This is a genomic window from Streptomyces avidinii, from assembly GCF_014650695.1.
Classification (GTDB): domain Bacteria; phylum Actinomycetota; class Actinomycetes; order Streptomycetales; family Streptomycetaceae; genus Streptomyces; species Streptomyces avidinii.
In genome coordinates this window covers 693,956-719,375 of the sequence record NZ_BMVL01000001.1, presented here as the reverse complement: position 1 = coordinate 719,375, position 25,420 = coordinate 693,956, and the positions used below count along the sequence as shown (strand labels likewise).

The 25,420-nt window shown below is 70.0% G+C and carries 22 protein-coding genes and 2 tRNA genes; 20 read left to right on the top strand and 4 right to left on the bottom strand.

Going from position 1 to position 25,420, the window contains the following annotated elements; all coding sequences use genetic code 11:
• Nucleotides 1–16: 16 nt before the first annotated feature.
• Nucleotides 17–649: a DUF4232 domain-containing protein gene (locus tag IE257_RS03365; RefSeq protein ID WP_189964380.1), complete on the bottom strand. Its 633-nt coding sequence runs from the start codon at nucleotides 647–649 to the stop codon at nucleotides 17–19.
• Between the two features lie 82 nt (nucleotides 650–731).
• Between IE257_RS03365 and IE257_RS03360 the strand changes: the two genes are divergently transcribed.
• From IE257_RS03360 to IE257_RS03345, 4 genes are all read left to right on the top strand, one after another.
• Nucleotides 732–2,120 (top strand): pyridoxal phosphate-dependent decarboxylase family protein, encoded by a 1,389-nt coding sequence (locus IE257_RS03360; RefSeq protein ID WP_189964378.1) that lies wholly within the window; start codon nucleotides 732–734, stop codon nucleotides 2,118–2,120.
• Nucleotides 2,117–2,572 (top strand): HD domain-containing protein, encoded by a 456-nt coding sequence (locus IE257_RS03355; protein WP_189964375.1) that lies wholly within the window; start codon nucleotides 2,117–2,119, stop codon nucleotides 2,570–2,572. Before IE257_RS03360 ends, IE257_RS03355 begins: the two co-directional genes overlap by 4 nt.
• Before the next feature lie 176 nt (nucleotides 2,573–2,748).
• Entirely contained in the window at nucleotides 2,749–2,943 is a 195-nt protein-coding gene (locus IE257_RS03350; RefSeq protein ID WP_030008564.1) for a membrane protein, read from the top strand.
• Nucleotides 2,944–3,010: 67 nt separating this feature from the next.
• Nucleotides 3,011–3,322, top strand: a complete 312-nt coding sequence (locus IE257_RS03345; RefSeq protein WP_189964373.1) for a hypothetical protein — start codon at nucleotides 3,011–3,013, stop codon at nucleotides 3,320–3,322.
• Nucleotides 3,323–3,669: 347 nt separating this feature from the next.
• Here IE257_RS03345 and IE257_RS03340 read toward each other — a convergent pair.
• A tRNA-Gly gene (locus tag IE257_RS03340) sits at nucleotides 3,670–3,740 on the bottom strand.
• Between the two features lie 168 nt (nucleotides 3,741–3,908).
• Between IE257_RS03340 and IE257_RS03335 the strand changes: the two genes are divergently transcribed.
• The 5 genes from IE257_RS03335 to clpX all read left to right on the top strand — a co-directional run bounded on the left by IE257_RS03335 (nucleotide 3,909) and on the right by clpX (nucleotide 8,602).
• Nucleotides 3,909–3,985, top strand: a tRNA-Pro gene (locus IE257_RS03335).
• A 165-nt stretch (nucleotides 3,986–4,150) separates the two neighbouring features.
• Nucleotides 4,151–5,539 carry a trigger factor gene (tig, locus tag IE257_RS03330; RefSeq protein WP_189964370.1) on the top strand — a complete coding sequence of 463 codons (1,389 nt, stop codon included), beginning with the start codon at nucleotides 4,151–4,153 and terminating at the stop codon, nucleotides 5,537–5,539.
• 275 nt (nucleotides 5,540–5,814) lie between these two features.
• Nucleotides 5,815–6,432 carry an ATP-dependent Clp protease proteolytic subunit gene (locus tag IE257_RS03325; RefSeq protein ID WP_030026957.1) on the top strand — a complete coding sequence of 206 codons (618 nt, stop codon included), beginning with the start codon at nucleotides 5,815–5,817 and terminating at the stop codon, nucleotides 6,430–6,432.
• 55 nt (nucleotides 6,433–6,487) lie between these two features.
• On the top strand, nucleotides 6,488–7,162 hold the full coding sequence (locus tag IE257_RS03320; protein ID WP_281064147.1) for an ATP-dependent Clp protease proteolytic subunit: 675 nt from the start codon (nucleotides 6,488–6,490) through the stop codon (nucleotides 7,160–7,162).
• A gap of 153 nt (nucleotides 7,163–7,315) precedes the next feature.
• Complete coding sequence (gene clpX / locus IE257_RS03315) at nucleotides 7,316–8,602, top strand: ATP-dependent Clp protease ATP-binding subunit ClpX (RefSeq protein ID WP_189964367.1); 1,287 nt, start codon at nucleotides 7,316–7,318, stop codon at nucleotides 8,600–8,602.
• A gap of 72 nt (nucleotides 8,603–8,674) precedes the next feature.
• Here the strand turns inward: clpX and IE257_RS03310 are convergent, their stop codons facing one another.
• Nucleotides 8,675–9,625: a hypothetical protein gene (locus IE257_RS03310; protein WP_189964364.1), complete on the bottom strand. Its 951-nt coding sequence runs from the start codon at nucleotides 9,623–9,625 to the stop codon at nucleotides 8,675–8,677.
• A 127-nt stretch (nucleotides 9,626–9,752) separates the two neighbouring features.
• Here IE257_RS03310 and IE257_RS03305 point away from each other — a divergent pair, with 127 nt between their 5' ends.
• On the top strand, nucleotides 9,753–12,374 hold the full coding sequence (locus IE257_RS03305) for a valine--tRNA ligase (protein ID WP_189964360.1): 2,622 nt from the start codon (nucleotides 9,753–9,755) through the stop codon (nucleotides 12,372–12,374).
• Nucleotides 12,375–12,616: 242 nt separating this feature from the next.
• On the top strand, nucleotides 12,617–13,765 hold the full coding sequence (locus IE257_RS03300; RefSeq protein WP_229920078.1) for a sensor histidine kinase: 1,149 nt from the start codon (nucleotides 12,617–12,619) through the stop codon (nucleotides 13,763–13,765).
• A 16-nt stretch (nucleotides 13,766–13,781) separates the two neighbouring features.
• On the opposite strand, the gene IE257_RS03295 is transcribed toward IE257_RS03300, so the two are convergent.
• On the bottom strand, nucleotides 13,782–14,831 hold the full coding sequence (locus tag IE257_RS03295) for a rod shape-determining protein (RefSeq protein WP_189964345.1): 1,050 nt from the start codon (nucleotides 14,829–14,831) through the stop codon (nucleotides 13,782–13,784).
• Between the two features lie 116 nt (nucleotides 14,832–14,947).
• Between IE257_RS03295 and folC the strand changes: the two genes are divergently transcribed.
• The 9 genes from folC (at nucleotide 14,948) to IE257_RS03250 (ending at nucleotide 25,419) form a co-directional block, all read left to right on the top strand.
• Nucleotides 14,948–16,486, top strand: coding sequence for a bifunctional tetrahydrofolate synthase/dihydrofolate synthase (gene folC / locus IE257_RS03290; RefSeq protein ID WP_372453174.1), 1,539 nt, complete (start codon nucleotides 14,948–14,950; stop codon nucleotides 16,484–16,486).
• A 3-nt stretch (nucleotides 16,487–16,489) separates the two neighbouring features.
• Nucleotides 16,490–16,858 (top strand): DUF4233 domain-containing protein, encoded by a 369-nt coding sequence (locus tag IE257_RS03285; RefSeq protein ID WP_189964342.1) that lies wholly within the window; start codon nucleotides 16,490–16,492, stop codon nucleotides 16,856–16,858.
• Nucleotides 16,859–16,922: 64 nt separating this feature from the next.
• Nucleotides 16,923–17,333 (top strand): nucleoside-diphosphate kinase, encoded by a 411-nt coding sequence (gene ndk, locus IE257_RS03280; protein WP_030008577.1) that lies wholly within the window; start codon nucleotides 16,923–16,925, stop codon nucleotides 17,331–17,333.
• Nucleotides 17,334–17,628: 295 nt separating this feature from the next.
• A complete protein-coding gene (locus tag IE257_RS03275) occupies nucleotides 17,629–18,648 on the top strand; it encodes a rod shape-determining protein (protein WP_008738981.1) in 1,020 nt (339 codons plus the stop codon).
• A gap of 135 nt (nucleotides 18,649–18,783) precedes the next feature.
• Nucleotides 18,784–19,731, top strand: coding sequence for a rod shape-determining protein MreC (mreC, locus tag IE257_RS03270; protein WP_189964339.1), 948 nt, complete (start codon nucleotides 18,784–18,786; stop codon nucleotides 19,729–19,731).
• Between the two features lie 11 nt (nucleotides 19,732–19,742).
• Nucleotides 19,743–20,450, top strand: a complete 708-nt coding sequence (mreD, locus tag IE257_RS03265) for a rod shape-determining protein MreD (RefSeq protein ID WP_189964336.1) — start codon at nucleotides 19,743–19,745, stop codon at nucleotides 20,448–20,450.
• 13 nt (nucleotides 20,451–20,463) lie between these two features.
• Nucleotides 20,464–22,635, top strand: a complete 2,172-nt coding sequence (gene mrdA, locus IE257_RS03260) for a penicillin-binding protein 2 (protein ID WP_189964333.1) — start codon at nucleotides 20,464–20,466, stop codon at nucleotides 22,633–22,635.
• 14 nt (nucleotides 22,636–22,649) lie between these two features.
• Entirely contained in the window at nucleotides 22,650–23,849 is a 1,200-nt protein-coding gene (gene rodA, locus IE257_RS03255) for a rod shape-determining protein RodA (RefSeq protein ID WP_189964330.1), read from the top strand.
• Nucleotides 23,850–23,898: 49 nt separating this feature from the next.
• Nucleotides 23,899–25,419 carry a CYTH and CHAD domain-containing protein gene (locus IE257_RS03250; protein ID WP_189964327.1) on the top strand — a complete coding sequence of 507 codons (1,521 nt, stop codon included), beginning with the start codon at nucleotides 23,899–23,901 and terminating at the stop codon, nucleotides 25,417–25,419.
• The last annotated feature ends 1 nt before the right edge of the window (nucleotide 25,420 follow it).

Here is a 25,420-nt window from a genome sequence, read left to right as displayed (position 1 = left end):
AGTCGCCGTCGTCGCTTCAGCGGACCAGCGGCCGCCACGGTCCGAGCCCCAGCTTCCCGGTGTTCCCGAGGTCCACCGGCGCGCCGAGCCGCAGCCACAACCGGGGCGCGCCGGGCCGGGGCTCGACCTCCACGATCCGCGCCGTGGTGGCCGGTACCGCCGAGTCGGTGACGAGGTTGCGCCACACGATCCCGAAGAAGGCCGCCTGGCCCGGAGCCAGCGCCACCCGCCCCGGAGCCTCGTCCAGGTTCAGCGTGCCCGTGGTGATCCCCGCCGAGCCGTGCTCCACCGCGACCTCCACCGGATCGTTGCGGTCGTCGCGCAGCGACAGCTGCGGGTAGCCCTCCAGGACGTAGGGCTGCGCACCGCAGTTGACCAGCTGGAAGTTCGCCACGCGCAGCCCCATGGCCGCGTCCCCGTCCATCTCGACGAGCCGCACCCCGCCCTCCGGGCAGGGCTCCGTCGAAGCCGGCGGCGCCGAGGGGGCGCTCCGGCCGGGCGCCGGCTTCGCGGTCGCGGTCACCGCGGTCGGTCCGGGCGCCGCCCTCGGGGCCGGCGGCGCCCCGCACCCGGCGACCCCCGCCAGCGCCCCCGCCGTCACCAGGGCCGGTATCCATCGCCCCATCAGCACCCGCCGCTTCGCGATCATCCGGTGAGCCTACGGCGCCACGCGGGCCAATTGCGGCGGATTGGCCCGCCCCCTCGGCCCCTGCCGCGCCTACCGTGCCCCCATGGACCGCACGCTCGCCGCCGACCTCGCCCGGCTTCCCGAACTCCTCGACGCCACCCGCGCCGCGGCCGCCGAAGCGCTCGCCACGCTGGCGACGCGTCCCGTCGTACCGCCCACCGGGGAGCCGCCCGCCCCCGAATCCCTCCCGGAGCGCGCGACCGGCACGGAAGCCGCCCTCGCCGCCTTCCACGACCGCTGGGAGCCGCGGCTGTCGGCCTCCGCGGGACCGCGCTACCTCGGCTTCGTGACGGGAGGCGCCACCCCTGCCGCCCTCGCCGGGGACTGGCTCACCGCCGCCCACGACCAGAACTCCAACTCCGCACTCGACGGGGGCGGCCAGGACCTCGAACGCGAGACCGTCGGCTGGCTCCGCGAACTCTTCGGGCTCTCCGCCGCGCACTCCGGCACCTTCGTCTCCGGCGCCACCATGTCCAACACCACCGGCCTCGCCATCGCCCGCGAATGGCTCGGCGAACGCCTCGGCGTCTCCCCGGCCGAGGACGGCGCAGCCGCCCTCGGCCCGGTCCGCGTACTCTCCGGCGCCCCGCACTCCTCGATCGGCAAGGCCCTCTCGGTCCTCGGCCTGGGCCGCGCCTCCCTGGTCCGGGTCCCCACCCTGCCCGGCCGCGAGGCCGTCGACCCCGCCGCCCTGGAGCGGGCGCTGGCCGACACCCCCGGACCGGCCGTGGTCGTCGCCAACGCGGGCACCGTCAACACCGTGGACTTCGACGACCTCCGGGCGATCGCGGCCCTGCGCGAACGCCACGACTTCTGGCTCCACACCGACGCCGCGTTCGGCGCGTTCGCCGCCCTCTCCCCGGAGCACGCGCACCTCACCGACGGCCTCGACGCCTCCGACTCCCTCTGCATCGACCTGCACAAGTGGCTCAACGTCCCCTACGACAGCGCCGTCCAGTTCACCCGCCGCCGCGACCTCCAGGCCCGCGTCTTCCAGAACTCCGCCGCCTACCTCGGCCCGCTCGGCGACCACCCCGACCTCGTCCACCTCACCCCGGAGAACTCCCACCGGCTGCGCGCCCTCGCCGCCTGGTTCACGCTCCGCGCGTACGGCCGTCAGGGCCACCGGGAGATCGTCGAGCGCGACATCGCCTGCGCCCGCGCCCTGGGCGCCGCCCTGGAGGAGGATCCGGCCCTCACCCTCCTCGCCCCGGTCCGCCTCAACGTCGTCTGCTTCACCCTCGCCGAGGCCCCCACCCCGGAGCGCGTCGCCGCCCTGCGGGAGGCGGTGGCCGCCGAGGTGTTCGTCACTCCGACGGTGTACGGGGGAACCGCAGGGCTGCGCGCGGCGTTCTCCAACTGGCGTACCACTGAAGACGATGTACGCCGGGCAGCGGAGGCACTCGGCGCAGCGGCAAGGGAGATCGCATGACGAACAGCCCCCTGACCCTCATCGAGGTCGAGTCCCTCGCCCGCAGCGCGCACGAGGGCCAGACGGACAAGGCCGGCCGGCCCTACGCCGAACACCTCGCGGCCGTGGCCGAGGGCGTCCGGCTGCGCGGCGGCAGCCCCGAACAGCAGGCGGCGGCCTGGCTGCACGACGCCATCGAGGACGAGGCCCTCAGCCTCACCTGGCTGGATGCGGCGGCCCTCCCGCAGACGGTGAAGGACATGGTCCTCGCGGTCACCAAACGCCCGGGCGAGCCGGTCGAGCGGTACGCGGCCCGCATCCTGGCCACCCCGGGCGCCCTGCTGGTCAAGGAGGCCGACCTCGCGCACAACGCGGACCCCGTACGCCTCTCCGTGCTGGACGGTCCCACGCGCGAGCGGCTGTCCGCAAAGTATGCGAATATCCGTTCCCTCCTCGGCCTCACCACCCCGTGACCGGTGCCCCGCGCCCGAAATATTCCTGTCGCACATGTGGTTGGCGGAAACGGAACCAGAGCTATTCGTCACGGGGCGTATAGCCGGGGCCCGTTGGTGGGAGGATGGTCCATGTGGGGGTGTGCCTGGCCGTGCGCCCCGGGCCGACCAGGGGACGACCGAAGGTGTGATCAGTAGTGGCCATTTCGCTGTCAGTGGTGGTTCTGTTGGCGGTCATCCTGGTGGTGCTGATCCGCGGCAACCACATCAAGACGGGCCCCGCCATCGTCGCGGCGCTCTTCGGCTTCTTCCTCGCGTCCAGCTCGATCGCGGACGATGTGAACCGTTTTCTGAACTCCCTCGCGACGATGATCGCGAACATCAAACTCTGACCCCGCCCCCGGGCGCCCCCCGGACCGGACGCCCTTCGCCGGCGTTTCCCTGTTCTGGTCTGCCGGGGTGAACCTCCTCGACCCCCCGTCCCGCTGGCACGTCCGCCTGGCCGGCGGCGGCCTCGTCGAAGTCTGGGCCGACGGCTATGCGATCGACGGAGACTCCTACGTCTTCGACGTGCTCGTGACGGCCACCCCGGAGTACCAGGCGAAAGTCGAAATCACGGCCAGGACCCCGACCGCCCCGGAACGCGTCTGCGTCGCCGTTGCCCGCATCCCCACCAGCGCCGTGGAGGAACTGCACACGGCCGGCATCGGCCCCGACCTCGACTGCGCATGCGGGAGCGAGGAAGGGCCAGGTCGAGGAGGCGTCCTCTGACCCGGCCCTCAGCAGTCGCAGAGCCTCGGTCGAGGACACCACGTCGAGAGGGAAGTGCACGGGTCAAGGGGCCAGCGCGGCGGCCACCCGGGACAATCGATCCGCCGGCAGCGCAAAGCGGTTGGCGGGGTTGCGGAAGGAGTACGCGCCGTCGTTGACGGCGGCACCGCGGTCGTCCGCCGTCCAGTGCGCGGGGCCCGGAGCCGTTCCGGCCCATCTCCTTCAGGAACTCCTGCAGAGCCCCGCGCAAGGGGCACGCAGGGGGTACGGAGAGCCGATCAGCACCCCGGGAACGACAAAGGGCCAGGTCGAGGAGATGCCCTCTGACCTGGCCCTTCGTACTTCTGAGCGGGTGACGGGAATCGAACCCGCGTAGCTAGTTTGGAAGACTAGTGCTCTACCATTGAGCTACACCCGCAACGCTCGCGCCGCAGGTCCGGGGACCTCGGCACGGACAGCATCCTAGCGGGTCGCTCCCGGTGGGTGCACACCACATTCGGCGCCGTGGCGGAGACCTGCCCGAAATGCCTCGGGAAACCCCGCGCATCAGAGTGTCCCCGGGCATGTACCCTACGTGTCGCACCGACGGGGTGTGGCGCAGCTTGGTAGCGCGTCCGCTTTGGGAGCGGAAGGTCGTCGGTTCGAATCCGGCCACCCCGACCAGCAGCAGTGTCTCCACAAGATCGCGTTGTGGGCTGATTGCCGCTTGCGGTTACTATGCAAGCTGCGTGCCCGTGTGTCTGATGTACCGGGCCGAAGTCCGCTGAACCGCTGAATCACAGCGTGACGGCAGAATCCCCAGCAGTCAGCCACCAAGGAGACCGAACCGTGAAGAGCGCCGTGGAGACCCTGAACCCGACTCGGGTTCGGCTCACTGTTGAGGTGCCCTTCGAGGAGCTCAAGGACAGCCTCGACGCGGCGTACAAGAAGATCAACCAGCAGGTCACGGTGAAGGGCTTCCGCAAGGGCAAGATCCCGGCCCGCGTCATCGACCAGCGCTTCGGCCGCGGTGCGGTGCTGGAGGAGGCCGTCAACGACGCCCTCCCGAAGTTCTACACCGAGGCGGTCAATGAGGCCGACCTGAACCCGCTGGGCCAGCCCGAGGTGGACATCACCGAGCTGAAGGACGGCGAGGTCCTCGCCTTCACCGCCGAGGTGGACGTCCGCCCCGAGATCGAGATCCCGGACTTCTCCGGCATCGAGGTCGAGGTCGACGCCATCGAGGTCTCCGACGAGGACGTCGAGAAGTCCGTCGAGCAGCTGCGCGGCCGCTTCGGGTCCACCAAGGACGTCGAGCGCGCCGCCGCCGAGGGTGACGTCGTCACCATCGACCTCGAGGCCAAGGTCGACGGCGAGGTGCTGCCCGACGGCGTCGCCTCCGACGTCTCCTACACCATCGGCTCGGGCGAGCTCCTCGAGGGCATCGACGAGGCCGTCACGGGCCTGGAGGCCGGTGGCGAGGCCACCTTCACCTCCCAGCTCAAGGGCGGCTCCGCCGAGGGCAAGGACGCCGAGGTCACCGTCAAGGTCACCAAGGTCTCCGCCAAGGAGCTCCCGGAGCTGGACGACGAGTTCGCGCAGATGGCGAGCGAGTTCGACACCCTCGAGGACCTCAAGGCCGACAGCCGCAAGCGCCTCGAGAACATGAAGCAGTACGACCAGGCCACGCAGGCCCAGGAGCGCGTCCTGGAGAAGCTGCTGGAGCTCGTCGAGGTCCCGATCCCCGAGAAGCTCCTCGCGGACGAGGTCCAGACCCGCAAGCACAACCTGGAGCACCACCAGCTCGGCCAGATGGGTCTGACCATCGAGAAGTACCTGGAGTTCCAGGGCAAGACGGTCGAGGAGTTCGACGCCGAGACCTCCGAGCAGGCGATCAAGGGCATCAAGACCCAGTTCGTCCTCGACGCGCTGGTCAACAAGGAGAAGCTGGGCGTCGACCAGGAGGAGCTCACCGAGCACCTCATGCGCCGCGCCGCTTCCTCCGGCATGTCCCCCGACCAGTTCGCCCAGGCCGTGGTCGAGGGTGGCCAGGTCCCGATGCTGGTCGGCGAGGTCGCCCGCGGCAAGGCCCTCGCGGTCGTCGTCGAGGCCGCCAAGGTCGTCGACACCAACGGTGAGGTCGTGGACCTGTCCGACGAGGACGAGGAGCAGGTCGCCGAGACCGTCGAGGCCGCCGTTGACGGCGACGACGAGGTCAAGGCCGACGAGGCCAAGTAACACCCCGGGCGAAGCCCACTGAGCAGTGCCCCGAAGGGCCCGGACGCCGTCGCGTCCGGGCCCTTCGGCGTGTCCCCGTAAGGCCCGCGGACCTTGCGCTCCGAGCGAACAGTTCGGGAAGCGGGATGGCGTTGTCCTACCTGCGCGTTAGGGTCCATGAATACGAGGGCACGTGAGTACCCGGGCGCCGGCGGACTCGTCCGCTCCGGCCGGACCGGGCCCCAGAACGAGACGCTGAGACGGCACATGGCCGTCGGAGACGAGCAGGTGGATACGTGACGAATCTGAAGCCTTACGCCGCGGGTGAGCCGTCCATCGGTGGCGGCCTCGGCGACCATGTCTACAACCGGCTGCTCGGCGAGCGCATCATCTTCCTCGGCCAGCAGGTCGACGACGACATCGCCAACAAGATCACCGCGCAGCTCCTGCTCCTGGCCGCCGAGCCGGAGAAGGACATCTACCTCTACATCAACAGCCCCGGTGGCTCCGTGACGGCCGGTATGGCCGTCTACGACACCATGCAGTACATCCCGAACGACGTCGTCACGATCGGTATGGGCATGGCGGCCTCGATGGGCCAGTTCCTGCTCACCGGTGGCGCCAAGGGCAAGCGCTTCGCCCTGCCGAACACCGACATCCTGATGCACCAGGGCTCCGCCGGTATCGGTGGCACCGCGTCGGACATCAAGATCCAGGCCCAGTACCTGCTGCGCACCAAGCAGCGGATGGCCGAGATCACCGCGTTCCACTCGGGCCAGACCGTCGAGGCGATCATCCGCGACGGTGACCGCGACCGCTGGTTCACCTCCGAGGAGGCCAAGGACTACGGCCTCATCGACGAGATCATCTCGGCAGCGTCCAACGTTCCGGGCGGCGGCGGCACCGGGGCCTGATCCCGGGATCCACCGTCAGTACCCCGCAGCCGAAAGCCCGCAGAACGCCACCAGGATGGTGAACACCCAGATGCAGAACAACTTCTCCGCCAGCGCCAACGGCCTCTACACCGGCCCGCAGGTGGACAACCGCTACGTCATCCCGCGCTTCGTCGAGCGCACCTCGCAGGGCGTGCGCGAGTACGACCCGTACGCGAAGCTCTTCGAGGAGCGCGTGATCTTCCTCGGCGTGCAGATCGACGACGCGTCCGCCAACGACGTCATGGCGCAGCTGCTGTGCCTGGAGTCGATGGACCCGGACCGCGACATCTCCATCTACATCAACAGCCCCGGTGGCTCCTTCACCGCGCTGACGGCGATCTACGACACGATGCAGTTCGTGAAGCCGGACATCCAGACGGTCTGCATGGGCCAGGCGGCCTCCGCCGCCGCGGTCCTGCTCGCCGCCGGTACCCCCGGCAAGCGCATGGCCCTGCCGAACGCCCGTGTGCTGATCCACCAGCCCTCCGGTGGCACCGGCCGCGAGCAGCTCTCCGACCTGGAGATCGCGGCCAACGAGATCCTGCGCATGCGTGACCAGCTGGAGACCATGCTGGCCAAGCACTCGACGACGCCGATCGAGAAGATCCGCGACGACATCGAGCGCGACAAGATCCTCACGGCCGAGGACGCTCTCGCGTACGGGCTGATCGACCAGATCGTCTCCACCCGTAAGAGCAGCAAGGCCTGATCCTTGCCACCAGTTGGCGTGAGCACGTCTCCGGACTCGGAGATGTGAACCACGTCAAGGGGGCCCCGCACGGGGCCCCCGGCAAGGTACCGTCGGATATGAGGCACCAGGAGCGCTGAACCAGGCGTCTCCCAGGCGAAGGGGAAGCACCTCGTGGCACGCATCGGTGACGGCGGCGATCTGCTCAAGTGCTCGTTCTGCGGAAAGAGCCAGAAGCAGGTGAAGAAGCTCATCGCAGGACCCGGTGTGTACATCTGCGACGAGTGCATCGACCTCTGCAACGAGATCATCGAAGAGGAGCTCGCGGAGACCTCCGAGGTCCGGTGGGAGGAACTCCCCAAGCCCCGTGAGATCTACGAGTTCCTGGAGAGCTACGTCGTCGGCCAGGAGCCGGCGAAGAAGGCGCTCTCGGTAGCGGTCTACAACCACTACAAGCGGGTTCAGGCCGGCGAGAACGGCGGCGCGCAGGGCCGGGACGACGCGATCGAGCTCGCGAAGTCCAACATCCTGCTGCTGGGCCCCACGGGCTCCGGCAAGACGCTGCTCGCGCAGACCCTCGCCCGCATGCTGAACGTTCCGTTCGCCATCGCCGACGCGACGGCGCTGACGGAGGCCGGGTACGTCGGTGAGGACGTCGAGAACATCCTCCTGAAGCTGATCCAGGCCGCCGACTACGACGTCAAGAAGGCCGAGACCGGGATCATCTACATCGACGAGATCGACAAGGTGGCCCGCAAGAGCGAGAACCCGTCGATCACGCGCGACGTGAGCGGCGAGGGCGTGCAGCAGGCCCTGCTGAAGATCCTGGAGGGCACGACCGCCTCCGTACCGCCGCAGGGCGGCCGGAAGCACCCGCACCAGGAATTCATCCAGATCGACACGACGAACGTGCTCTTCATCGTGGGCGGCGCCTTCGCCGGCCTGGAGAAGATCATCGAGTCGCGTGCCGGAGCCAAGGGCATCGGCTTCGGGGCGACGATCCGCTCGAAGCGCGAGATCGAGGCCAGCGACCAGTTCCAGGAGGTCATGCCGGAGGACCTGGTGAAGTTCGGGATGATCCCCGAGTTCATCGGCCGCCTCCCCGTGCTGACCTCCGTCCACAACCTGGACCGCGAGGCCCTGCTCCAGATCCTCATCGAGCCGCGCAACGCGCTGGTGAAGCAGTACCAGCGGCTGTTCGAACTCGACGGCGTGGAGCTGGAGTTCGAGCGCGAGGCGCTGGAGGCCATCGCGGACCAGGCCATCCTCCGCCAGACGGGCGCGCGCGGCCTGCGCGCCATCATGGAAGAGGTCCTGATGTCGGTGATGTACGAGGTCCCGTCCCGCAAGGACGTGGCCCGCGTGGTCATCACCTCGGACGTGGTCCGCTCCAACGTCAACCCGACGCTGGTCCCGCGCATCGTCCCGAAGGACCAGGGCCCGCACGAGAAGTCGGCCTAGCCGACCGGCCGTAGAGCACATGCAGAAGGGGCGCCCCCGACCGGGGGCGCCCCTTCTGCATGTGCCGCGCGGTTACTTCTTGACGCGGGCGGTGTTGTAGAGCTTCGCGGCGAGCTCGGCGGTCTGCTCCTGGGTGTAGCCGGGCTTGCCGGCCAGGATGGACGCCACGTCCGAGGCGCTGACCATGCTCAGGGTGCTGTAGTCACCCCAGACGCAGAAGGGGAGCGTGGCCTCCTTGGGCCCCTTGGTGCTCGTGTCCTTCGAAGTGAACTTGATGTCCTGGCACTTCATCACGGCGCCCTTGAAGTTGGCCGGGGACATCGTCTTGGGGCTGCCGAGGAGCTGCACATCGGACTTGCCGTCCTTGGCGGCCTCCAACCTGGCCTTGGCGAAGTACCCGTCCACCGCCTTCTCCGGGTCGGCGACCTCGCCGTAGACGCCGGAGAAGTTGAGGCCCTTGGCCGTCAGCGGGTTCTTCGGGTCGCCAGCCACGTACGTCATCCCCACCTGGGTCGCGTTCTTGACGCCGGCCGCCTCGGCTTCCTTCTTGTCCTCATCGGTGAAGGGCTTGTCCTTGTACTTCGGGTCCTTCTTGAAGTCGTCCACCGACTCCGGGGCCACCAGCTTGTAGCCCTTGGTGTCGGCGGAGATGTTTCCGCCCGCGCCGCCGCCCAGGAGGTACCAGCCGCCGCCCGCGATCACCGCGACCGCGACGACCACGCCGATGATCACGCCGGCCTTGGACTTCTTCGGGGGCTGGCCGCCGTAGGGGGGCTGCTGCTGCGGGTAGCCGTAGGCCGGAGTCGGCGGCTGCTGCGGGTATCCCTGCGGGGTGACGCCCGGCTGCTGCGGGTAGCCGTAGCCCGGCTGCGGGGCCGCGGGCTGGCCGGGCTGGCCGGGCTGGCCGTACGGGTTGGGCTGGGGGGCGGACTGGCCGTACGGTCCCGGCGGCGGGGGCTGCTGCCCGTACGGTCCCGGCTGCTGAGGCTGCTGCCCGTAGGGCCCTGGCTGGTTGTAGCTCATCCCGCGTCCCCCAATGAGGTTGCTTATACGTTTCTCACATCCTGACGGAAGCCTGGGGCGGGCAGGGCGCCGGGCCCCGGGAATACCGGTTTCATGACTGGACTGTTACCGCTCTAAACTGTGCCCCGTGACCGAGAACACGCAGACACCCAGCAGCCCCGACTCCGAACTGCCGACCGCGTACGCCCCGGCGGCCGTAGAGGGGAAGCTCTACGAGAGCTGGGTAGAGCGTGGCTACTTCACCGCCGACCCTGCGAGCGAGAAGCCCCCGTACACGATCGTCATCCCGCCGCCGAACGTCACCGGCTCGCTGCACCTGGGCCATGCCTTCCAGCACACGCTCATGGACGCCCTCACCCGCCGCAAGCGGATGCAGGGCTACGAGTCGCTGTGGCTGCCCGGCATGGACCACGCCGGTATCGCCACCCAGAACAAGGTCGAGCAGCAGCTCGCCGAGGAGGGCAAGTCCCGCCACGACCTGGGCCGCGAGGAGTTCGTCGAGCGGGTCTGGCAGTGGAAGGAAGAGTACGGCGGCAAGATCCTCGGCCAGATGCGCCGCCTCGGCGACGGCGTCGACTGGTCCCGTGAGCGCTTCACCATGGACGAGGGCCTGTCCAAGGCCGTCCAGACCATCTTCAAGAAGCTCTTCGACGACGGCCTGATCTACCGGGCCGAGCGCATCATCAACTGGTGCCCCCGCTGTCTGACGGCCATCTCCGACATCGAGGTGGAGTACCAGGAGGACGCGGGCGAGCTCGTCTCCATCAGGTACGGCGAGGGCGAGGACAGCCTGGTCGTCGCGACGACCCGCGCCGAGACGATGCTCGGCGACACGGCCGTCGCCGTCCACCCGGACGACGAGCGCTACAAGCACCTGGTCGGCAAGCTCATCAAGCTCCCGCTGACCGACCGTTCGATCCCGGTCGTCGCGGACACCCACGTCGACCCCGAGTTCGGTACCGGCTGCGTCAAGGTGACGCCCGCCCACGACCCGAACGACTTCGCCATCGGGCAGCGGCACAACCTGCCCAACATGACGATCATGGACGAGCACGGTGTCATCACCGTCCACGGCCCCTTCCTCGGCCAGGACCGCTTCGAGGCCCGTTCCGCGGTCGTCGGCGCCCTGCGCGAGCAGGGTCGCATCGTCGCGGAGAAGCGTCCGTACCTGCACTCCGTCGGCCACTGCTCGCGCTGCAGCACCACCGTCGAGCCCCGCCTGTCCCTCCAGTGGTGGGTCAAGGTCGAGACCCTCGCCAAGGCCGCCGGTGATGCGGTCCGCGACGGCCGTGTCGCGATCCACCCGCAGGAGATGGAGAAGCGCTACTTCGACTGGGTCGACAACCTCAACGACTGGTGCATCTCGCGTCAGCTGTGGTGGGGCCACCGGATCCCGGTCTGGTACGGCCCGGACGGCGAGGTCGTCTGCCTCGGCCCCGACGACGAGGCGCCGACGGGCGAGGGCTGGACCCAGGACACCGACGTCCTCGACACCTGGTTCTCCTCCGGCCTGTGGCCGTTCTCCACGCTCGGCTGGCCGGAGAAGACCCCGGACCTGGCGAAGTTCTACTCCACCGACGTCCTGGTCACCGGCCACGACATCATCTTCTTCTGGGTCGCCCGGATGATGATGTTCGGCCTGTACGCCATGGACGGCGAGGTCCCCTTCAAGACGATCGCGCTGACCGGCCTGGTCCGCGACGAGCGCGGCAAGAAGATGTCGAAGTCCTTCGGCAACGTCGTCGACCCGCTGGACTGGATGGACAAGTACGGCTCCGACGCCGTCCGCTTCACCCTGGCCAAGGGCGCCAACCCCGGCACCGACGTCCCGATCGGCGAGGACTGGGTCCAGGCGTCCAGCAAGTTCGCCAACAAGATCTGGAACGCCACGCGCTTCGCGCTGATGAACGGCGCCACGATCGAGGGCGAGCTGCCGCCGGTCGAGCAGCTGTCGGCCACCGACCGCTGGATCCTGTCCCGGCTGAACAAGACGGTCGCGCAGGTCGACGCGTACTACGAGGACTTCCAGTTCTCGAAGCTCAGCGAGGCGCTCTACCACTTCGCGTGGGACGAGGTCTTCGACTGGTACGTCGAGCTGTCGAAGACGACCTTCTTCGCGGGCGGCGAGCAGGCCCAGGTCTCCGGCCGCGTCCTCGGCGAGGTCATCGACGTCATGCTGCGGCTGCTCCACCCGGTCGTCCCCTTCGTCACCGAGACGCTGTGGACCACGCTGACCGGCGGCGAGTCCCTCGTCATCGCCGACTGGCCGAAGGACAGCGGCTTCCGTGACGAGGCCGCCGAGACCGAGATCGGCAACGTCCAGAACCTCGTCCGTGAGGTCCGCCGCTTCCGCAAGGAGCAGGGCCTCGACGACAAGCAGAAGGTGCCGGCCCGCCTCGACCTGTCCGGTACGGCGCTCGGCGCGCACGAGGCGGCCATCCGCCAGGTGCTGCGCCTCCAGCCGGAGGGCGACGCCTTCAGCGCCTCCGCGACCCTCCCGGTCGCCGGAGCCACGGTCGCCCTCGACCTGTCGGGCACCATCGACGTCGAGGCCGAGCGCAAGCGCCTGACCAAGGACCTCGGCGCCGCCGAGAAGGAGAAGGCGCAGGCCGAGGCGAAGCTGGGCAACGAGGCCTTCCTGGCCAAGGCCCCCGACAACGTCGTGGACAAGATCAAGGGACGGCTGACCAAGGCCGAGGCGGACATCGCCCGGCTCCAGGCGCAGCTGGCGGGCCTGCCGGCCGCGTAGCACCCGGTAGCGCCCCGTAGGTACGCACAGGTGAAGGCCCCCGCGCCGTCGGTCGACGCGGGGGCATTCCCCGTATGCCTTCCCCGTGCGGGGGCCGGCGTCCCGGCGGGCGGTCGCCTGTCCCGCTCGGATCGGCGGGGGCGGCGGGGCAGGGACCCGGCCTGTCCGAAGTGCCCGAAATCACGCCGTTTTCCGTTCTGGGGCCGTCCGAACCGGGACGCCGACCACGGATGATGGAGTGCATGCGCGTCACGCCCGTCGTCCCGGCCTTCGACCGGCTGGTGGCCTCCGGCCGTCGGCTCGCCGCGGGCTGGGCCGGGTCTCCCCGGGCCGTGGACGTGCTCACCGCGCTGGGCTGCCTCGGCCTGATGGCCCTCGACCTGCCGGGCCTCGCCGCCGCCGACAACTCGCTGAGCGGTCCCACCGCCGCCGTCGTCCTCGCCCTGGGCTGCGCGAGCCTGCTGGTGCGCCGCCGGCAGCCCTGGATCTCGTACCTGGCCGCACTGCTCTTCATCTGGTGGCTGCACGAGCTGACCCTGATCCAGTTCGCCCTCTACTCGGTCGGCCGCTACCGGGGGCGCCGGGCCGGAATCCTCGCCACGCTCGGGTACGTCGCCTTCGCGCTGGTGATGTTCGTCCTGCCGGGCTGGCCCGAGCCGCAGGGGCAGACCCTGAGCGGCTTCCTCAGTCTGGTCGTGCCGATCGGGGTGCTCGCCTCGGCGGTGGGCATCGCCGCCTACCGGCACGACCTGGTGGGGGAGCTGACCGCGCGGCGGGCCGAGTCCGCCGTGCTCCAGGCCGTCCAGCAGGAGCGCACCTCCGTCGCCCGTGACGTCCACGACTTCGTCGGGCGGGAGCTGACCCTGCTCACGGTCCGCTCCGAGGTGCTCTCGATGCGGGCGCGCGAAACGGCGTACGGGCCGGACTTCGAGGAGCTGGCCGACACCGCGCGCCGGGCCCATCTGGTGCTCAACGAGATCATCGTGCAGCGCGGGGAGCGGGCCTCGACCCCGGGCGTGGACGGGCTGGCCGCGCTCGCGCAGGAGAGCGGGCGGGCCGGATCGCCCGTCCGGCTCGCCATGGACGAGGACGCGCACGCCCTGTCGCCGCTGCGGCAGGCGGCGGTCTACCGGGTGGTTCAGGAGTGCCTGACCAACGCGGCCAAGCACGCGCACGGCGAGACCATCGACGTGTCGATCACGGCGGACGGCCCGCGGCTGCGGATCGCCGTCAGCAATGCCCTGCCGGCCCGGACCCCGGGCCGGGCCCCCGTCTCGGCGGGCTCGGGCACCGCGAGCATGTCCGAGCGCGTCCGCAGCCTGGGCGGAACCCTGACGACGACGCGCACCCGCGACACGTACGAGGTCGTGGCCACCCTTCCGCGCGGCTGACCCGGCCCTGGGCCGTCTAGGCCTTTGCCGGAGCCGGCAGACCGCCCAGGGTGTCCAGTTCCTCCACGCACCGGCCGGTGCCCAGCGCGACGCAGCCGAGCGGGTCGTCCGCGACGAAGACCGGGATGCCGGTCGCCGAGGCCATCCGCAGGTCCAGGCCGGGCAGCAGCGCCCCGCCGCCGGTCAGCACGATGCCGTGCTCCATCACGTCGCCGGCCAGCTCCGGCGGGCACTCCTCCAGGGTGGTGCGTACGGCCGCGATGATCGCCTCGATCGGTTCGTCGAGCGCGCCCCGGACGTCCGGGGCGGTCAGCAGGAGGGTCTTGGGCATGCCGCCGACCTTCTCGCGGCCCCGCACGGTGAAGGTACGGGTCTCCAGCTCCGGACGGTCCGGCACCGGCCAGGCCGAGCCGATGCCGAGCTTGACGTCCTCGGCGGTGCGCTCGCCGACGAGCAGCCCGTGTTCCTTGCGTACGTGGTCCATGACCGCCGCGTCGAGCCGGTCCCCGCCGACCCGCAAAGACCGGGACGTGACGATGCCGCCCAGGGAGATGACGGCGACCTCGGAGGTGCCGCCGCCGATGTCCACGACCATGGAGCCGCGGGGTTCGGCCACGGGCAGCCCGGCGCCGATCGCCGCCGCCATCGGCTCCTCGATGAGGTGCACGGCCCGGGCGCCGGCCCGGGTGGACGCCTGGACGATGGCCCGCCGCTCGACCGGGGTGACCCCGGAGGGCACGCAGATCACCATCCGGGTGCGGGGGCGCCGGCCCGGGACCGCCTTGCGGACGAAGTGCCGGATCATCTCCTCGGCGGCCTCGTAGTCGCAGATCACGCCGCCCTTGAGGGGGCGGATCGCGGTGATGGAGCCCGGGGTGCGGCCGATGGTCTCCTTGGCGTCCGCGCCGACGGCCAGGGCGGTGGTGGTGCCCGCCCTCACGGCGACCACGGACGGCTCATTGAGGACGATCCCCTGCCCCCGTGCGTAGACGAGGGTGTTGGCGGTGCCCAGGTCGATCCCTATGTCGCGGCTGGATGCTGTCTTGTTGCTGCTGGCCTGCGGCATTTAGTCCCCTATCTCCTGCCGCAAGGCTTGCATAACGATCCGGTCGCTCCGGCCGCCGGAGGTCCCGAAACGGCCGGGCCGAAAGTCCCGGGGGTCCCCGTCCGTAGACTGGCCCTGTGAGTGACCAGCAGCCCGAGAGCCACGACCGCGACGACAACGACGACCTCGCCGGTACCTTCGACGAGTTCGACCAGATCGTGGCGGAAGAGTCCGACCGCGACCCCGACCTGGCGGTGATCGAGGCCGGTAGCCGCACCCTGCGCGCCCGGGCCGGATCGCCGCAGGGCGACCCGGTACCCGCCCGGCCCGTCGACCCGGAGGTCGCCAAGGTGCTGCTGGAGGTGGAGCAGGAGCTCGCCACCCGCTGGGGCGAGACCAAGCTGGAGCCCTCGGTGTCGCGGATCGCGGCGCTGATGGACGTCCTGGGCGAGCCGCAGCGCGCGTACCCGTCCATCCACATCACCGGCACCAACGGCAAGACGAGCACGGCCCGCATGATCGAGGCCCTGCTGAACGCCTTCGAGCTGCGCACCGGCCGCTACACCAGCCCGCACGTGCAGTCGATCACCGAGCGGATCAGCCTCGACGGGGCGCCGATCACCGCCGAGCGGTTCGTCGAGACGTACCACGACATCAAGCCGTACGTGGAAATGGTCGACGCCGCCGAGGAGTTCCGGCTCTCGTTCTTCGAGGTGCTCACCGGGATGGCCTACGCGGCCTTCGCGGACGCCCCGGTGGACGTGGCCGTGGTCGAGGTGGGCATGGGCGGCAGCTGGGACGCGACCAACGTCATCGACGCGTCCGTCGCCGTGGTCACCCCCATCAGCCTGGACCACACCGACCGGCTCGGCTCCACGCCCGGTGAGATCGCCGTGGAGAAGGGCGGCGTCATCAAGCAGGACGCCACCGTGATCCTGGCCCAGCAGCCGGTGGACGCGGCGCAGGTGCTGCTGAAGAAGGCCGTCGAGGTGGACGCGACCGTGGCCCGTGAGGGCATGGAGTTCGGCGTCGTCTCGCGCGAGGTCGCGGTCGGCGGCCAGCAGCTGACGCTGCGCGGCGTGGGCGGCGAGTACGACGACATCTTCCTGCCGCTGTACGGCGCGCACATGGCCCACAACGCGGCGGTCGCCCTGGCCGCCGTGGAGGCCTTCTTCGGCATCGGCCAGGAGCACGCCCGGGTCCTGGACCTGGAGACCGTACGAAAGGCCTTCGCCTCGGTGGCCTCGCCCGGCCGCATGGAGGTCGTCCGGCGCAGTCCGACCGTGGTCCTGGACGCGGCCCACAACCCGGCCGGCGCCGCGGCCACCGCGGAGGCGGTCACCGAGTCCTTCGGCTTCAGCCGGCTGATCGGGGTCGTCGCCGCGAGCGAGGGCAAGGACGTCCGCGGAGTGCTGGAGGCCTTCGAGCCGATCTTCGCGGAGGTGGTGCTGACGGAGAACTCCAGCCACCGGGCGATGGGCGCGGACGAGCTGGCGGCCGTCGCGGTCGAGGTCTTCGGCGCGGACCGGGTGCAGGTGGAGCCGCGGCTGGACGACGCCCTGGAGGCGGCGATCACCCTGGCGGAGGAAGAGGCCGAGTACGGAGGGGCCGGGGTTTTGGTGACCGGTTCCGTGATCACGGTGGGCGAGGCCCGCCTGCTGCTGAAGAGGGGCTGAGGGATGCGCACGCTGTGTGCGAGCACGCTGATCGGCGAGTTCTTCGTGATCGGCTTCGCGGGGCTGGTGGCGATGAAGGACCCCGACCTGACCCAGACCGCGGTCTGGACGGTGTGCGGGGTCACCATGCTGCTGTCGGTGCTGCTGTGCGGGATGCTGTCGCGTCCCGGGGCGGTCCAGCTGGGCTGGGCCCTGCAGATCGGCCTGGTCCTCAGCGGGTTCGTCGTGCCGACGATGTTCTTCCTCGGCGCGGTGTTCGCCGGACTGTGGTGGTGCTCCGTGCACTACGGACGCAAGATCGACACGATCAAGGCGCGCTGGGCGGCCGCCCAGGAGGCGCAGGGGGCGCCCGCGGCGCCTGACGCTGCGTGACGGGTCCCCTGATCGGCCCTGTAGATTCGCCCTACCGCACCCGTTTGCCGCAAGGAGCCGCAACATGACCCAGCGCACCCTCGTCCTGCTCAAGCCCGACGCCGTCCGTCGCGGTCTGGTCGGCGAGATCATCGGCCGCATCGAGCGGAAGGCCGGCTGGACGATCCCCGCACTGGAGCTGCGTACGCTGGACCAGGAGACCCTGGAGGCGCACTACGGCGAGCACAAGGGCAAGCCGTTCTACGAGCCCCTCATGGGCTTCATGGCGAGCGGTCCGATCGTCGCCCTGGTCGTCGAGGGGGAGCGCGTCATCGAGGGTGTCCGCCAGCTGGCCGGACCCACTGACCCGATTGCCGCGGCACCCGGCTCCATCCGGGGTGATTTCGGCACGATCACGCGTGAGAACCTGATCCACGCCTCGGACTCGGAAGAGTCCGCCGAGCGTGAGCTGAAGCTGTTCTTCCCCGCGCTCTGAGCACTCTTTCCTGACGCAACATCAGCCGAATAGCGCTCATGACCTGGGGCGACCGAAGTAATTTCGGTCGCCCCCCGGTATTTCCGGGCCGGAGCGGGAACGCCTGGGCAGGACACGTCGTCACCACTGAGGGGGCGGGTATCCATTCCGGCGGGATTGCCGGAGTCCCGTCGCGCGGTCTTCGTACTTGCGGCACTACGATGGGGCCTCCACCCACACACCCACTCGCCGACCTGACAGCAGCCGCTATCAACTGGAAGGCCAGACGCTCCTCATGGGGAACAAGGGGAACAAAATGTCGTTCATCGGCCGTGACATGGCGATCGACCTCGGGACCGCCAACACGCTGGTGTACGTGAGGGGCCGGGGGATCGTCCTGAACGAGCCGTCCGTGGTCGCCATCAACACGAACACCGGTGGCATCCTGGCGGTCGGCTCCGAGGCGAAGAAGATGATCGGGCGCACGCCCGGCAACATCGTCGCCGTACGGCCCCTCAAGGACGGCGTGATCGCCGACTTCGAGATCACCGAGCGTATGCTCCGGTACTTCATCCTCAAGATCCACAAGCGCCGCTACCTGGCTCGACCGCGCGTGGTCGTCTGCGTTCCCTCCGGCATCACCGGAGTCGAGCGACGCGCCGTCATCGAGGCGTCCACGCAGGCCGGCGCCCGCCAGGTGCACATCATCGAAGAGCCCATGGCCGCCGCCATCGGCTCGGGCCTGCCCGTCCACGAGGCCACCGGCAACATGGTCGTGGACATCGGCGGCGGCACCACGGAGGTCGCCGTCATCTCCCTCGGCGGAATCGTCACGGCACAGTCCATCCGGGTGGCCGGTGACGAGCTCGACAATGCGATCATCCAGCACATCAAGAAGGAGTACTCGCTCCTCCTCGGTGAGCGCACGGCCGAGCAGATCAAGATCACCATCGGGTCGGCGTACGACCTCGACAAGGACGAGCACACCGAGATCCGCGGTCGCGACCTGGTCTCGGGCCTGCCCAAGACGGTCGTCATCTCGGCCGCCGAGGTGCGCAAGGCCATCGAGGAGCCGGTCAACGCCATCGTCGACGCGGTCAAGACCACGCTCGACAAGTGCCCGCCGGAGCTCTCCGGCGACATCATGGACCGCGGCATCGTCCTGACCGGTGGCGGCGCCCTGCTCCGCGGCCTCGACGAGCGGCTGCGCCGGGAGACCGGCATGCCGATCCACATCGCGGAGGACCCGCTCGACTCGGTCGCGCTCGGCTCCGGCAAGTGTGTCGAGGAGTTCGAGGCCCTCCAGCAGGTCCTGGACGCCCAGCCCCGTCGCTGACAGATGCCCCTCCCTTGCCGGGAGGGGCCATGCGGAACACAAGGATCCGCCGTACGGGTGCTACCGGGCCCGTGCGGCGGATCGTTGATATACAGGCAAAAGAGAATTCCGACGAGGAAGGCACGGCCGCCGCACGTGAGGGACACACGAGAAAGCCGGCTGCTCCTGGTGCTTCTGATCGCCATCGCGTTCGCGTTGATCACGGTGGACATCAGGGCAGGCGAGGAGTCGCCGGTCGACGGTGCCCGGCAGGCCGCCGCAGCGGTCTTCGGTCCGGTCGAGGAAGGTGTGGCGACCGCGGTCGATCCGGTCGCCAACGCCATAGGGGCGGTAAGGGACTCCGGCGAGCGCCACAACCGCATCGCCGTCCTGGAGCGTGAGAACGCGGCGCTGAAGGCCAAGCTGGGCAGCGAGGACCAGACCCGCAGCCGCATCCACGAGCTCGACGAGATGCTCAAGCGGGCCGGCGCCGGGCAGTACGGCATCAAGGGCGCCGAGGTCATCGCGATAGGAGCGGCCCAGGGCTTCTCCTGGACCGTCACCATCGACGCCGGCAGCAAGGACGGCATCGAGCGCGACATGACGGTCCTCAACGGCGACGGGCTCGTCGGCCGGGTCAGCACGGTCGGCCCCGACACCGCCACGGTCGTCCTCGCCAACGACCCCGACTTCACCGTCGGCACCCGCCTGGAGAAGACCGGTGAACTGGGCTTCGCCACCGGTCAGGGCGACCGCGCCCTCTCCGTCCAGATGCTCAACGGCAAGGCCAAGGTCAACCCCGGCGACCGGCTCGTCACCTTCGGCTCGCGCGGCAACAAGCCGTTCGTGCCCGGGGTGCCGATCGGCGAGGTGGTCAAGGTCGACCCCTCCCGCGGCGACCTGACCCGCACCGTCTGGGTGCGTCCGTTCGTCGGGTTCTCGCGCCTGGACATCGTCGGCGTCGTGGTGATGCCGCCGCGCGAGGACCCGCGTGACGCGGTCCTGCCGCCCAAGCCCGAGGCCCCCAAGCCCACCCCGACGGTCACTGTCACGGTCACCCCGTCCGGGTCCGCCAGTGTGCCCGGCAAGCCGGCCGACGAGTAGGGAAGATCGTCATGCGCTTCAACAGGATCCTGCTCTCGGCGACCCTGATCGTGGTCGCCCTCGTCATCCAGGTGACCGTCCTGGGCCGGCTCCAACTGCCCGGCGCCGTGCCCGACCTGCTGCTGCTCACCGTCGTCTCGCTCGCACTCGTGTACGGGCACGTCAGTGGTGCGCTCATCGGGTTCGCCGCCGGTCTCCTCGCCGACCTGGCCCCGCCCGCCGACCACGCCGCCGGACGGTACGCGCTCGTCCTGTGCGTCATCGGCTACGTCGCCGGACTGGTCCGTCCCGACGGCGGCCGGTTCCGTTCCGCCTGGGGCCCGATGCTCACCGTCGTCGCCGCCGCGATCGGCTCCACCCTGCTCTACGCGGGGGTGGGCGCCCTCGTCGGCGACACCGCGGCGCGTCACGTGGGCCTGACCGGGCTGCTGTTCACCGCGACCCTCTACGACCTGCTGCTCGCGCCGTTCACCGTGCCGTTCATCATGGCCCTGGCCCGGCGCGCCGAGAACGACCCGATGGCCGTCGAGGCCGGCGGCGGCCCCGCCAACAAGGCGGCCGACGTCTCCGCCGGCTGGCTGGCCGGCGGTACGGGCCTGCGCATCGGCAGCCAGCGCGGCGGCCTGCGCCTGAAGACCGCGCGGTCCCGCGCCAACAAGGCGGTCCGCATAAAGGGCATCAAGCCGGCCAAGGGTGTGAAGAGCGTCAAGAAGCTGTGAGGCAGGAGCAGACGTGACCAACGTCCCGGAGACCGCCCGCACCTCCCGGGTGCACATCAGGCTCGTCATCATGCAGGTCCTCGTCTTCTCGATGCTGATCACCCTCGGCGGCCGACTCTGGTTCCTCCAGATCCGCAACGGCGCGGAGTACTACCACGAGGCGAAGAGCAACCACGTCCAGCGGGTCGTCCAGCCCGCCGTGCGCGGCTCGATCATCGACGCCCGCGGGGTCGCGCTCGCCGACAACGAGACCCGCCTCGTCGTCTCCGCCAGCCGCACCGCGCTGATGAAGATGAAGGACAAGGGCAAGGGCGTCATGACCCGCCTCGCCGACGTCCTGGACATGGACCCCAAAGAGGTCATGGACAAGGTCCGGCTCTGCGACTCCCAGACCCCCAAGCCCTGCTGGAACGGTTCCCCCTACCAGCCGATCCCGGTCACCCTCGAAGCCACCACGCAGCAGGCGCTGCAGCTGCGCGAACGCCCGGAGGAGTTCCCCGGCATCACGGCGGAGCCCACCGCGGTCCGCCGCTACCCGGCCCCCGGCGGGGCCCGCACCTCGCAGGTGCTCGGCTACCTCTCGCCGGTCACCGACGAGGAGATCCAGAAGGCCAAGGACACCGATTCTCCGCACCTGCGGTCCGACCAGGTCGGCCGCTCCGGGATCGAGCGCACCTACGACCGGCAGTTGCGCGGCAAGGCGGAAGTCACCTCGTACGAGGTCGACAACCTCGGCCGGGTCATGGGCCAGACCAAGTCCGACCCGGGCATCGCCGGATCCACCCTCGTCACCAGCATCGACGCCCGGGTCCAGGCCGTCGCCGAGTACGAGCTCCAGGACGCGATGAAGGTCGTCCGCAACGAGACCGACAACATCACCGGCCGCAAGTACGAGGCCGACTCGGGCGCCGTCGTCGTCATGGAGGCCAAGACCGGCCGCATCGTCGCGATGGCCTCCCAGCCCGACTACGACCCCAACGCCTGGGTCGGCGGCATCTCCGGCAAGGACTACGCCAGGCTCACCAGCAAGAGCTCCAACTACCCGCTGCTCAACCGGGGCATCCAGGGCATGGCCCCCGCGGGCTCCATCTTCAAGGTGGTCTCCGCGAGCGCGGCCGTCCGGGCCGGCTACAAGTTCGACGACAAGTACAACTGCAGCAGCTCCTACAGCCTCGGCGGCCGCAGCTTCGCGAACTTCGAGTCCAAGGGACACGGCCCCATCACCCTCGGCGACGCCCTCAAGTTCTCCTGCAACACCGTGTTCTACGCCCTGGGCCACAAGGAGTGGCAGCGCGACGGCGGCCTCAGCCCCAAGAAGGACGCACACGACTGGTTCTACCGGACCGCCCGGGAGTTCGGACTGGGCTCCGAGACCGGGATCGACCTGCCGAACGAGGTCACCGGCCGCATCCCCGACCGGAAGTGGAAGCAGAACTTCTGGAAGGCCAACAAGAACGCCTGGTGCAAGCAGGGCAAGCGGGGCGGCACCTACGTCGAGCAGATCGCCTACGAGAGCTGCCTCGAGGGCAACCAGCTGAAGGCCTACGACAGCATCAACTTCGCCATCGGGCAGGGTGACGTCCTCGTCACCCCCATCCAGATGGCCACCGCGTACTCCGCCATCAGCAACGGGGGCACCCTCTACAACCCCACCGTGGGCAAGGCCGTGATCAGCCCGGACGGCAAGCACGTCGAGATGATCAAGCCCCAGTCCCACGGCAGGCTGCCGATCGGCGCCAAGACCATCAGCGACCTCGACACGGGCCTGCGCTCGGTCGTCGAGCCCGGCGGCACCGCCGCCTGGCGGTTCGGTGGCTGGCCGATGGACAAGATCCCGATGCACGCCAAGACCGGCACTGCACAGGTCTACGGCAAGCAGACCACGTCCTGGCTGGCGACCTACACCAAGGACTTCACGATCGTCATGACGATCTCCCAGGGCGGCACCGGCTCCGGAGCCTCCGGCCCCGCCGTTCGCAACCTCTACAACGCCATCTACGGTCTGACCATGGACGGGAAGCCGAGCCCGAAGGGGGCCCTGCTGCCGGGCCCGCAGGCCGGACTGCCCAGGGTCAACCCGGACGGTTCCATCGACTCCCCCGAGATCCGCCCGTACGTACCGCCGTCCCCGGAGCAGCTGGAGCCGCCGGTGCTCGCCGGGCCACCCCCGACACGGCACGACTGAGGATCGAATACGACATGCCGACCGCCAACAAGTTCTCCGTCTCCCGGTACGCGCCCGAGCGCGGGGCGATGGCCAAACTCACCGCCCGCGACTCGGTGGTGCGCCGGCTCGACTGGCCGATCCTCCTCTCCGCGATCGCCCTCTCCTTCCTCGGCGCCCTGCTGGTGTGGTCGGCGACCCGCAACAGGACCTCGCTGAACCAGGGCGACCCGTACTACTTCCTGGCCCGGCACGCCCTGAACACCGGCATCGGCCTCGTCCTGATGATCGGCACCGTCTGGCTCGGCCACCGCACCCTGCGCGGCGCGGTGCCGGTCCTCTACGGACTGTCCCTCGTGCTGATCCTGGCCGTGCTGACCCCGCTCGGCGCGACCATCAACGGCGCCCACGCGTGGATCGTCATCGGCGGCGGGTTCTCCCTCCAGCCGTCCGAGTTCGTGAAGATCACGATCATCCTGGTGATGGCGATGCTGCTGGCCACCCGGGTGGACGCGGGCGATCTCGCCCACCCGGACCACCGCACGGTCGTCAAGGCGCTCTGCCTGGCGGCCGCCCCGATGGGCATCGTCATGCTGATGCCCGACCTCGGCTCCGTGATGGTCATGATCGTCATCGTGCTCGGGGTGCTGCTGGCCTCCGGTGCCTCCAACCGCTGGGTGCTGGGCCTGATGGGGGCGGGCGCGAGCGGCGCCATCCTGATCTGGCAGCTCGGCGTCCTCGACGAGTACCAGATCAACCGCTTCGCGGCCTTCGCCAACCCCGAGCTCGACCCGGCCGGCGTCGGCTACAACACCAATCAGGCGCGCATCGCGATCGGCTCCGGCGGGCTGACCGGATCCGGTCTCTTCAAGGGCTCGCAGACCACCGGCCAGTTCGTGCCCGAGCAGCAGACCGACTTCGTCTTCACGGTGGCGGGTGAGGAGCTGGGCTTCCTCGGGGCCGGGCTGATCCTGCTCCTGCTCGGCGTCATCCTGTGGCGGGCCTGCATGATCGCCCGGGAGACCACCGAGCTGTACGGGACGATCGTGTGCGCCGGGATCATCGCCTGGTTCGCCTTCCAGTCCTTCGAGAACATCGGCATGACCCTCGGGATCATGCCGGTCGCCGGGCTGCCACTGCCGTTCGTCTCGTACGGAGGCTCGTCGATGTTCGCGGTCTGGGTGGCGATCGGGCTACTCCAGTCGATCAAGGTGCAACGGCCATTGTCGGCCTGATGTGCCGTTCACCCTGCCGACCTGATCCGTTCAGGACTAAGTTCGGTCTATGGCGGACACCAAGCGCGAAATCGAGCGAAAATTCGAGTTCTCCAAGGCCACATCTGCCCGGCGCGGGGTGCCGGACCTGACGGGCACGGCTGCCATCGCGGCCGTCTCCGACCAGGGCACCGTCGACCTCGACGCCGTGTACTACGACACCCCCGACCAGCGGCTCGCCGCCGACGGCCTCACCCTCCGGCGCAGAACGGGCGGCACGGACGAGGGCTGGCACCTCAAACTGCCCGTCTCCCCGGGAGTGCGCGACGAGATCGGGGCCTCGCTCAGCGACACCGTCCCGCCCTCCCTCGCCGCCCTCGTCCGCTCCCGCGTACGCGGCGCCGGGCTCCGGCCGCAGGTCAGGCTGGTCTCCTCGCGCCGCGTCAGCCACCTGCTCGACGCCGAAGGGGCCCTGCTCGCGGAACTGAGCACCGACGAGGTACTGGCGGAGCGGGGCGACACCACCGCCGCCTGGACCGAGGTCGAGGTCGAACTCGCCGACGGCGTCGACCCCGAACTGCTCGACGCCGTCGAGAAGACCTTCCGCAAGGCCGGGCTCCGCGTCTCCGACGCCCCCTCGAAGCTCGCCCGGGCCCTCGCCGAGACCGATGCCGAGCCCCCGGTCCGGCCCGAGGGCGGCGCCCCCGAGGGTTCCGCCGGCGCGCACGTGCTGGCGTACCTGCGCGAACAACGTGACGCCCTGGTCGCGCAGGATCCGGCCGTGCGGCGCAACCTGCCGGACTCCGTCCACCAGATGCGGGTCGCCTGCCGCAGGCTGCGCAGCGCCTTCAAGACCTACCGCAAGGTCCTGGACCGCGGCGTCACCGACCCGATCGGTGAGGAACTGCGCTGGCTCGCCGCCGAACTCGGTGTCGACCGCGACCGGGAGGTCCTGCTGGAGCGGATCCAGGGCCACCTCGGCGAGCTGCCGCGCACCCTGCTGCTCGGCCCCGTCCGGGCCCGGCTGAAGATCTGGAATGCCGCCCGCCGCTCGGATGCGCGGCGCCGGTCGCTCGGCGCGCTCGACAGCGCGCGCCACCTGGCCCTTCTGGACTCCCTCGACGCCCTGCTGGAGAGGCCCCCGCTGCTGAAAGCCGCGGACGGGCAGGCCGAACGCATCCTGCCGAAGGCGGTGCTCCACGACTACAAGCGCCTCGCGGACCGGATCGACACGGCACTGACCCTTGCGCCGGGCCATGAGCGGGACCTGGCCCTGCACGAGGCCCGCAAGGCGGCCAAGCGTTCCCGCTACGCGGCGGAGGCAGCCGTACCGGCCCTCGGGAAACCCGCGAAACACCTGGCCAAAGCCGTGAAGAAGGTCCAGACCCTGCTCGGTGACCACCAGGACAGCGTCGTCGCCCGCGACGCCCTGCGCGGCCTCGCCGTCCAGGCGGCGGGGGCGGGGGAGTCGGCCTTCACCTGGGGCGTGCTCTACGCCCGCGAGGAGGCCCTGGCCGAGCGGAGCGAAAGGGAGCTTCCGGATATCTGGGCGAAGGCCTCCGCCCCCGCGATGCGGTCCGGACTGGAATGAT

Coding starts and splice junctions, on each gene's coding strand:
- IE257_RS03300 (WP_229920078.1), top strand. CDS start 12,617: ATGCGCGTCACGCCCGTCGTCCCGGCCTTCGACCGGCTGGTGGCCTCC.
- IE257_RS03365 (WP_189964380.1), bottom strand. CDS start 649: ATGATCGCGAAGCGGCGGGTGCTGATGGGGCGATGGATACCGGCCCTG.
- IE257_RS03355 (WP_189964375.1), top strand. CDS start 2,117: ATGACGAACAGCCCCCTGACCCTCATCGAGGTCGAGTCCCTCGCCCGC.
- IE257_RS03320 (WP_281064147.1), top strand. CDS start 6,488: ATGGTGAACACCCAGATGCAGAACAACTTCTCCGCCAGCGCCAACGGC.
- IE257_RS03275 (WP_008738981.1), top strand. CDS start 17,629: ATGTCGTTCATCGGCCGTGACATGGCGATCGACCTCGGGACCGCCAAC.
- mreD (WP_189964336.1), top strand. CDS start 19,743: ATGCGCTTCAACAGGATCCTGCTCTCGGCGACCCTGATCGTGGTCGCC.
- IE257_RS03360 (WP_189964378.1), top strand. CDS start 732: ATGGACCGCACGCTCGCCGCCGACCTCGCCCGGCTTCCCGAACTCCTC.
- IE257_RS03285 (WP_189964342.1), top strand. CDS start 16,490: ATGCGCACGCTGTGTGCGAGCACGCTGATCGGCGAGTTCTTCGTGATC.
- ndk (WP_030008577.1), top strand. CDS start 16,923: ATGACCCAGCGCACCCTCGTCCTGCTCAAGCCCGACGCCGTCCGTCGC.
- rodA (WP_189964330.1), top strand. CDS start 22,650: ATGCCGACCGCCAACAAGTTCTCCGTCTCCCGGTACGCGCCCGAGCGC.
- IE257_RS03295 (WP_189964345.1), bottom strand. CDS start 14,831: ATGCCGCAGGCCAGCAGCAACAAGACAGCATCCAGCCGCGACATAGGG.
- IE257_RS03250 (WP_189964327.1), top strand. CDS start 23,899: ATGGCGGACACCAAGCGCGAAATCGAGCGAAAATTCGAGTTCTCCAAG.
- IE257_RS03310 (WP_189964364.1), bottom strand. CDS start 9,625: ATGAGCTACAACCAGCCAGGGCCCTACGGGCAGCAGCCTCAGCAGCCG.